The sequence below is a fragment of the Flavobacterium sp. genome (assembly GCF_013822155.1).
Lineage (GTDB): Bacteria > Bacteroidota > Bacteroidia > Flavobacteriales > Flavobacteriaceae > Flavobacterium.
In genome coordinates this window covers 1-1135 of record NZ_PNJW01000203.1, presented here as the reverse complement: position 1 = coordinate 1135, position 1135 = coordinate 1, and the positions used below count along the sequence as shown (strand labels likewise).

1 protein-coding gene is annotated in these 1135 nt (G+C 34.1%); it reads left to right on the top strand.

Translation table 11 applies throughout. The annotated features are described in order from the left end of the window. Positions 1 to 204 precede the first annotated feature (204 nt). A complete protein-coding gene (locus C0512_RS15945; RefSeq protein WP_290863357.1) occupies positions 205 to 1104 on the top strand; it encodes an F-box protein in 900 nt (299 codons plus the stop codon). Positions 1105 to 1135: the final 31 nt, after the last annotated feature.

The window sequence follows — 1135 nt, the reverse complement described above, 5'->3', positions numbered from 1 at the left end:
AATTGACTAAATAACTCGCATACTTGAATTTTGCTGAAACTGAAATATCCTCGCAAAATACCAATTATTTGTTAACTTAAAAATGACTTTTACAAGCTGACCATTTACGGAAATTTAAGCCTTCAAAATGAGCTTGAATTGATGAGCCGTGAAGAAATCGATTGGATGCAAAACATTAATGGGTAGCAAAATGGGGTTGGTTAAATGAACATAGACGATTATTTATGCGATGACGTACTTAGGTTGATTTTTTCAAATTTGCCAATATCGTCGATGAAGTCTGTTTTATGCACTTCGCAAAGATGGAACAAAATTGCCAATACTAATAGTGTTTGGGTGAAGATTGCTGAAAAGCTTCCTATACCAACCAAAATTGATGACAGACATCTTAAACACTATCCAGAATGGAAAATCTATAATGAAACGGGTTGCGCAAAAGAAAAAGTAAAACATTTTCTCCTCAATAGCAAGACTGTTTTCTTATCGATCACAGATGAGATTTTGGAACATAATTTCAATAGACCTTTTACTTACAAAACTGGAATTTTCAGTTTTTCTTTGTTCGCTGACGGTCTATGGCCTGATTCGATCACTTTAGGTGATTACCAAATTCCAATGCCTTCCCCCTTTTCTCATCATTACGATGCTAGTATTCCCATCTGTGTGCAGGATCAACAGGGTCATCCTATTGAGTATTTTCCAAATCGTGTACAATATTTTTATCTCTTAAATAGGGATCAATACAACAAACTCTATTGGATTTACAATGGAATTTTCTATCGGATCGTTTGTTCGCAGCAATCACCTACTGATTTAACTTCGTCCAGCAGCGGAGCTGTAACATCACCTACTTCCTCAGTTGAGCCCTGCTGCTCTTCCGATTCGGAGGAATTCAAATCGATATCCCAACACTCGATTCATAATAAGATAAGTGAAAAAAATTTCAGTGTTGTTCTAGACGAAAGAATTAACGACCTTATAAAAAGAAAACTCATTAATTCAATTAATATAGAAAATAAAGAAAACATTTTAAAAGAAGTTCATTTTCTTATTGACTATATTGGTATTTCTTATGACAAGCGTTGGATTAGAATCCATTCTTGATAAGCTTTATCGCAAAGGAAATAAAAAATCA

Bases quoted from the DNA above. Each gene is read 5' to 3' on its own strand.
- C0512_RS15945 (WP_290863357.1), top strand. From the start codon at position 205: ATGAACATAGACGATTATTTATGCGATGACGTACTTAGGTTGATTTTT.